Source organism: Kluyvera georgiana ATCC 51603, assembly GCF_001654985.1.
GTDB lineage: Bacteria > Pseudomonadota > Gammaproteobacteria > Enterobacterales > Enterobacteriaceae > Kluyvera > Kluyvera georgiana.
Genome location: NZ_LXEU01000065.1, coordinates 35052 through 42662, shown reverse-complemented (window position 1 = coordinate 42662; position 7611 = coordinate 35052). Strand labels below are relative to the sequence as shown.

Genomic DNA, 7611 nt, shown 5'->3' with positions numbered 1-7611 from the left:
TATTCCCGCAAAATCTGGCAATTTTTGTTGCTGTCGTAATTCGCATTTCTGCTTCGTTACGGGAGGCGCATTATACGAGAATTCTTTTCCCCTGCAACCCCCCCTGAAGCGATTTTTTAAAAAATCCGTTCAACTGCTGGATAAATCGGCAAGTTGATTATTTTAACGCCGATTCATCCCGTTTACACCTTAAAGTTGAATAAAATGCTCACGATAGTAGGCCAGCTCCGCCACCGACTCGCGGATATCATCCATCGCCTGGTGAGTGCCCTGCTTTTTAAAGCCCGGCAGAATCTCCGGCTTCCAGCGGCGCGCCAGCTCTTTGAGCGTGCTCACGTCCAGATAGCGGTAGTGGAAGTAGGCTTCCAGCTCCGGCATGTATTTAAACAGGAAACGACGGTCCTGGCCGATGCTGTTGCCGCAAATCGGCGATTTGCCCGCCGGTACCCACTGCTTCAGGAACTCCAGCGTCGCCAGTTCGGCTTCACGGTCGCCCAGCGTGCTCGCCTTCACGCGATCCACCAGGCCGCTACCGGTATGCGTCCGTACGTTCCAGTCATCCATCAGCGCCAGTTGAGCATCAGACTGATGGACCGCAATGGTTGGCCCTTCCGCCAGGATATTGAGCTGCGCGTCGGTCACCAGCGTCGCGATTTCAATAATGCGATCGCGCTCGGGATCCAGGCCAGTCATCTCCAGATCGATCCAAATCAGGTTGTTTTCATCTGCACTCATGTTATTTTCCACCCTTCTTGTCATACCTGCCGCGGTAGGTTAACTAGTATTAATTAGCGTGTATCATAGAGGTTTTGCCCAACATGGGCGACCAGGAGTCAGCACGATTGAGTAAAAATAAACTCTCCAAAGGTCAGCAGCGCCGCGTTAAGGCTAACCACCAGCGCCGCCTGACAACAGCCGCGGAGAAGCCCGATTACGACGATAATCTGTTTGGCGAAGCCGCCGAAGGCATCGTCATCAGCCGCTTTGGGATGCACGCCGACGTGGAGTCCGCCGATGGCGAAACCCACCGCTGCAACATCCGTCGTACTATCCGTTCGCTGGTGACCGGCGACCGCGTGGTCTGGCGCCCGGGGAAAGCCGCTGCTGAAGGCGTCAACGTAAAAGGGATCGTCGAAGCGGTTCACGAGCGTACCTCGGTACTCACCCGCCCGGACTTTTACGACGGCGTGAAGCCGATCGCCGCCAATATCAATCAGATCGTCATCGTCTCAGCCATTTTGCCGGAGCTGTCGCTGAATATTATCGACCGTTATCTGGTGGCCTGCGAAACGCTTAACGTCGAGCCGCTGCTGGTGCTGAACAAAATTGACCTGCTGGACGATGAGGGCATGGCGTTCGTCAACGAGCAGATGGATATCTACCGCAAGATTGGCTATACCGTTCTGATGGCGTCCAGCCATACTCAGGATGGCCTGAAACCGTTGGAAGAAGCGCTCACTAACCGCATCAGCATTTTTGCCGGGCAGTCTGGCGTCGGAAAATCGAGCCTGCTGAACGCCCTGCTGGGGCTGAACGACGACCGCATTCTGACCAATGACGTCTCCGATGTCTCAGGTCTGGGCCAGCACACCACCACGGCGGCGCGCCTGTATCACTTCCCGCACGGCGGCGACGTGATTGACTCCCCCGGCGTGCGTGAATTTGGCCTGTGGCACCTCGACCCGGAACAAATCACCAACGGGTTTGTCGAATTCCATGACTACCTCGGCCACTGTAAATACCGCGACTGTAAGCACGATACCGACCCCGGCTGCGCCATCCGCGAAGCCGTTGAGCAAGGGAAGATCGCCGAGACCCGTTTTGAAAATTATCACCGCATTCTGGAAACCATGGCGCAGGTAAAAACGCGTAAAAACTTTTCAGACATCGATAATTGAGAACTATGATTTTGCCGACTGACATTTGCGTCAACTCTCGCTAGAATCGGCCGCTTTTCTTTAAAGATCCAACGCCTGGCGTTGGATCAGGATCGACACATAATGGCCTGGAGGCTACCTTGTTAAACTCGTTTAAACTTTCACTGCAATACATTCTGCCTAAACTGTGGCTTACGCGTCTCGCAGGCTGGGGTGCGAGCAAACGAGCGGGATGGCTGACCAAACTGGTTATCGATCTGTTCGTGAAGTTCTACAAGGTCGATATGAAAGAGGCGCAGAAGCCGGATACCGCCAGCTACCGCACCTTTAACGATTTCTTCGTTCGCCCGCTGCGTGAAGACGTCCGCACGGTCAACACCGACCCGAGCGTGCTGGTCATGCCAGCCGACGGCGCGATCAGCCAGCTTGGCGCCATTGAAGACGACAAAATTTTACAGGCGAAAGGCCACAACTATTCTCTGGAAGCGCTGCTGGCCGGCAACTACATCATGGCCGACCTTTTCCGCAACGGCACCTTCGCCACCACCTATCTGTCGCCGCGCGACTATCACCGCGTCCACATGCCGTGCAACGGTATCCTGCGCGAGATGATCTACGTGCCGGGCGATCTGTTCTCCGTCAACCACCTGACCGCCCAGAACGTACCGAACCTGTTTGCGCGTAACGAACGCGTTATCTGCCTGTTCGATACCGAATTTGGTCCGATGGCGCAGATTCTGGTGGGTGCCACCATCGTTGGCAGCATCGAAACCGTGTGGGCCGGCACCGTCACACCGCCGCGCGAAGGCATCATCAAACGCTGGACCTACCCGGCAGGCGATCAGGAAGGTTCCGTTGCACTGTTGAAAGGCCAGGAGATGGGCCGCTTCAAGCTGGGTTCTACGGTGATCAACCTGTTTGCACCGGGCAAAGTCACGCTGGTCGAACATCTGCAAAATCTCTCCGTTACCCGTCTGGGCGAGCCGCTGGCTGTCTCTACCGAAGCGGTAGCCGAACCGGAAGCGGTTGTAGAACCCGTAGCAGAAACGGTTGTAGAGCAGGACGTCGCCCCGCAGGCTGACGACACGCAAGAAAAAAGCTAATAGCCAAATAAGGGTCTGACGTGCGCCTGATTATCACTTTACTGATGGCCTGGTGCCTCAGCCAGGGGGCGTTCGCAGCGACCGCCCCCAACGCCCGGCAAATTGCCCAGGAATTAGAACAGGCGAAAGCGGCGAAGCCCGCTCAGCCTGATACCGTCGAGGCGCTGCAAAGCGCCCTCACCGCGCTGGAGGAGCAAAAAGGCTCGCTCGAGCGTGCCGCGCAGTACCAGCAGGTCATCGACAACTTCCCCAAACTCTCCCAGACGCTGCGTAATCAGCTCAACAATCTGCGCGATGAACCGCGTCAGGTGCCGGACGGCATGAGCACCGACGCGCTGAACCAGGAGATTCTGCAGGTCAGCAGCCAGCTGCTGGAAAAAAGCCGTCAGGCCCAGCAGGAACAGGAACGCGCCCGCGATATTGCCGACTCCCTCAACCAGCTTCCGCAGCAGCAGACCGACGCCCGCCGCCAGCTCAACGACGTTGAACGCCGTATCGGCACCCAGACCGGCAATACGCCGCTGGCGCAGGCGCAAAATTTGAGCCTACAGGCCGACGCCAGCAAGCTGAAGGCGCTGGTTGATGAGCTGGAGCTGGCGCAGCTTTCCGCCAACAATCGCCAGGAGCTGGCGCGCATGCGCTCAGAGCTGGCGCAAAAGCAGGGCGAACAGCTCGACGCCTACCTGCAAGCTTTACGCAATCAGCTCAACAGTCAGCGCCAGCGCGAAGCGGAACGGGCACTGGAAAGCACCGAATTGCTGGCAGAAAACAGCGAGAACCTGCCGGCCAGCATCGTTGAACAGTTCAGAATCAACCGTGAGCTTTCCCAGGCGTTAAACCAGCAGGCGCAGCGCATGGACCTGGTCGCCTCCCAGCAGCGCCAGGCGGCTAATCAGACGCTGCAGGTACGCCAGGCGCTGAACACTCTGCGCGAGCAGTCTCAGTGGCTTGGTTCCTCGAATCTGCTGGGTGAAGCCCTGCGCGCGCAGGTTGCGCGTCTGCCGGAAATGCCGAAGCCGCAGCAGCTTGATACCGAGATGGCGCAGCTGCGCGTTCACCGTTTACGTTATGAGGACCTGCTCAATAAGCAGCCGCAGCTGCGGCAAATTCGCCAGACCGACGGCCAGCCGCTGACCAGCGAAGAAAACCGCATTCTTGAAGCCCAACTGCGAACCCAGCGCGAGCTGCTGAACTCGCTGCTGCAGGGCGGCGACACGCTGATTCTTGAGCTAACCAAGCTGAAAGTCTCCAACAGCCAGCTGGAAGACGCGCTCAAAGAGGTGAACGAAGCCACCCACCGCTATCTGTTCTGGACCTCCGACGTGCGGCCTATCGATTTCAGCTGGCCGATTGAAATTGTGCAGGATCTGCGTCGTCTGATCTCGCTGGACACCTTCAGCCAGCTCGGCAAGGCCACCATGATGATGCTCACCAGCCGTCAGACGCTGTTCCCGCTCTTCGGAGCGCTGCTGTTGGTGGGCTTCAGCATCAGCTCGAGAAAACACTTCACGCGTTTCCTGGAGCGTTCCAGCGCCCGCGTCGGCAAAGTCACCCAGGACCACTTCTGGCTGACCATGCGCACGGTGTTCTGGTCGATTCTGGTGGCATCACCGCTGCCGGTGCTGTGGGCGACGCTGGGCTATGGTCTCCAGGAGGCGTGGCCCTACCCGCTTGCCGTGGCGATAGGCGACGGCGTCACCGCTACCGTGCCGCTCCTGTGGGTGGTGATGATTTGCGCTGCCTTCGCTCGCACCAACGGCCTGTTTATTGTTCACTTTGGCTGGCCGCAGCTCCGCGTGGCCCGCGCCATGCGCTATTACCTGATGAGTATCGGACTTATCGTGCCGCTGATTATGGCGCTGATTATGTTCGATAATCTCAACGACCGTGAGTTCTCCGCATCGCTCGGTAGGCTGTGCTTTATCCTGATCTGCGGCGCGCTGGCGGTGGTCACTCTCAGCCTGAAGCGTGCCGGGATTCCGCTCTATCTCGACAAAGAAGGCAGCGGCGACAACCGGATCAACCTGCTGCTGTGGAACCTGATGACCGGCGCGCCGCTGGTCGCCATTTTCGCCGCCGCCGTCGGCTATCTCGCCACCGCGCAGGCTCTGTTGGCGCGTCTGGAGACATCGGTGGCTATCTGGTTCCTGCTGCTGGTGATTTACCACGTGATCCGCCGCTGGATGCTGATTCAGCGCCGCCGTCTGGCCTTTGATCGCGCGAAACACAAGCGTGCCGAAATGCTGGCGCACCGCGCCCGCGGTGAGGAAGAGACGCATGCCACCAGCCTGGAAGGGTCTGCCGAGCAGGAGGTGAGCGAAGTGAACCTCGATACCATCAGCGAGCAGTCGCTGCGCCTGGTACGCTCCATTCTGATGCTGATCGCGCTGGTGTCGGTGATTATCCTGTGGTCGGAAATCCACTCAGCGTTCGGCTTCCTTGAGAACATTTCGCTGTGGGACGTGACCTCAACGGTGCAGGGCGTGGAAAGCATTGAACCCATTACCCTCGGTGCCGTGCTCATCGCCATTTTAGTGCTGATTATCACCACTCAGCTGGTGCGTAACCTCCCCGCGCTGCTGGAGCTGGCGATTCTGCAGCACCTGTCGCTGACGCCGGGCACCGGCTACGCCATTACCACCATCACCAAATACATCCTGATGATGATTGGCGGGCTGATGGGCTTCTCGCTGCTGGGGATTGAGTGGTCGAAGCTGCAGTGGCTGGTCGCCGCGCTCGGTGTGGGTCTCGGCTTTGGCTTACAGGAGATTTTTGCCAACTTTATCTCTGGCCTGATCATCCTGTTTGAGAAGCCGATTCGTATTGGCGATACGGTCACCATTCGCGACCTCACCGGCAGCGTGACCAAAATCAACACCCGCGCCACCACCATCAGCGACTGGGACCGCAAGGAGATTATCGTGCCGAACAAGGCCTTTATCACCGAGCAGTTTATCAACTGGTCGCTGTCGGATTCGGTGACCCGCGTGGTGCTGAGCATTCCGGCCCCGTCGGATGCCAACAGCGAAGAGGTAGCGCAAATCCTGTTAACCGCCGCACACCGCTGCTCGCTGGTGATCGATACGCCCGCGCCGGAAGCGTTCCTTGTGGATTTACAGCAGGGAATTCAGATTTTCGAGCTGCGTATCTACGCCGCCGAGATGGGCCACCGTATGCCGCTGCGTCACGAACTGCATCAGCTGATTCTGGCGGGCTTCCGTGAGCACGGCATTGATATGCCGTTCCCGCCGTTCCAGATGCGTCTGGAAAGTTTGAACGGTAAGAAATCCGCCACCACGCTGACCTCAACGGGCCGCGCCAGCCGCAAGCCGGGCAGCCTGTGACAGAGGGGAGCGGTGCGCCCCCCTCTCCCTTGAAAAGGGAGAGGGCTGGGGTGAGGGTTTAGCTCTGTGCCGGAATGCCTCTCCCCAAAGGGGCAAGAGCACCGTTAGGTGCTTATTGTTTATTGAGCGCTCTTCCTGACTTTGCCTGTGCTGCCTCTCACCACCAGCGCCACCGGTAACATCTCATCCGCCGCCGTGGCCTCTTCCAGCAGTAGCCCTACCGCCCGGTAGCCCAACTGATGTTTATCTACCGCGATGGTCGTTAGCGCCGGACGACTCCAGGCGGCGGGTTCAATATCGTCAAAGCCGACAATCGCGATATCCTGCGGAACACGGAAGCCGCGCTGTTCGCAGATATTCATCGCGGCAATCGCCGTCACGTCGTTGTAGGCAAAAATAGCGTCCGGCGGCTCCGTCAGCGACAGCAGCTCATTCATCGCCGCGATCAGCGACTGGCTGGTATCCACCAGCGGCGAGGCGATCACTTCATACTCCGGCGGCATTATCATTTTCGACTCGTACAGCGCCTGACGGTAACCCTTCTCACGCTGGCGAATACTGTAGTGCGTGGCCGTGCTGGCGAGGAAAGCAATCCTCCTGCGACCCGTGTCTATCAGGTGACGTGTCGCCAGATAGCCGCCACGCTGATTATCGACGTTAACGCACGGCAAGCCCGGCGCCCACAGGTCAACCAGCACCATTGGCAGTTGGGTTTTCTGTACTGCCATAATCAGCGTACTTTCAAAGTAGCCTGCGCAGATTAGCGCGTCGGGATGATGCAGTGCGATCTGCTCCTCAACGTTGTCGCCCGGGCCGATCGACAGAAAACTCATCGCGATCCCTTTTTCGCGGCAGTGATCTTCCACCCCCAGCAGCAACAGCGAGTAAAACGGCAGCGCGCGGGCGATATCATGCTGACGATGGAGCAAAAACAGCACTCGTTTTACCTTATCGCCGCGTAGACGGGAAAAGTCATACCCCATCTCCTGTGCCACCGCCATCACCCGCTGGCGAGTCTCCTCTTTAAGCCCCGGCTGCCCTTTCAGCGCCCGGGACACCGCAGCAACGGAAAGCCCGCACGCCTCGGCAATACTTCTGATCCTGACCGGCTTCGTCATGATGCTCCCAAAAAGAAACAAATTTTTGTTCACTATAGTTTTATGCGCTTTTCACCGCAATGACCGATTTCCAGTCCCCACGTCAACGCGCTGCTACGTATGGATAATGCCGCTATCTGCATGAAACATATTGCTCATATCGCGGCTAAACATGATCGTATTCACGCTT

General features: G+C 58.0%; 5 protein-coding genes. 3 read left to right on the top strand and 2 right to left on the bottom strand.

The features are described from left to right. Positions 1–189 precede the first annotated feature (189 nt). A complete protein-coding gene (gene orn, locus M989_RS15960; protein WP_064546838.1) occupies positions 190–735 on the bottom strand; it encodes an oligoribonuclease in 546 nt (181 codons plus the stop codon). Between the two features lie 107 nt (positions 736–842). On the opposite strand from orn, the gene rsgA reads away from it, so the two are divergent. The 3 genes from rsgA to mscM all read left to right on the top strand — a co-directional run bounded on the left by rsgA (position 843) and on the right by mscM (position 6324). Next, positions 843–1898 carry a small ribosomal subunit biogenesis GTPase RsgA gene (gene rsgA, locus M989_RS15955; protein ID WP_065356634.1) on the top strand — a complete coding sequence of 352 codons (1056 nt, stop codon included), beginning with the start codon at positions 843–845 and terminating at the stop codon, positions 1896–1898. A 119-nt stretch (positions 1899–2017) separates the two neighbouring features. Further along, positions 2018–2980: an archaetidylserine decarboxylase gene (gene asd, locus M989_RS15950; RefSeq protein WP_064546834.1), complete on the top strand. Its 963-nt coding sequence runs from the start codon at positions 2018–2020 to the stop codon at positions 2978–2980. 20 nt (positions 2981–3000) lie between these two features. Then, a complete protein-coding gene (gene mscM, locus M989_RS15945) occupies positions 3001–6324 on the top strand; it encodes a miniconductance mechanosensitive channel MscM (RefSeq protein WP_064546832.1) in 3324 nt (1107 codons plus the stop codon). Between the two features lie 119 nt (positions 6325–6443). Here the strand turns inward: mscM and M989_RS15940 are convergent, their stop codons facing one another. Continuing rightward, positions 6444–7442, bottom strand: coding sequence for a LacI family DNA-binding transcriptional regulator (locus M989_RS15940; RefSeq protein ID WP_064546841.1), 999 nt, complete (start codon positions 7440–7442; stop codon positions 6444–6446). Between the last annotated feature and the right edge of the window lie 169 nt (positions 7443–7611).

Excerpts from the sequence above, each read along its gene's own strand:
- orn (WP_064546838.1), bottom strand. The coding sequence starts at position 735 with ATGAGTGCAGATGAAAACAACCTGATTTGGATCGATCTGGAGATGACT.
- M989_RS15940 (WP_064546841.1), bottom strand. The coding sequence starts at position 7,442 with ATGACGAAGCCGGTCAGGATCAGAAGTATTGCCGAGGCGTGCGGGCTT.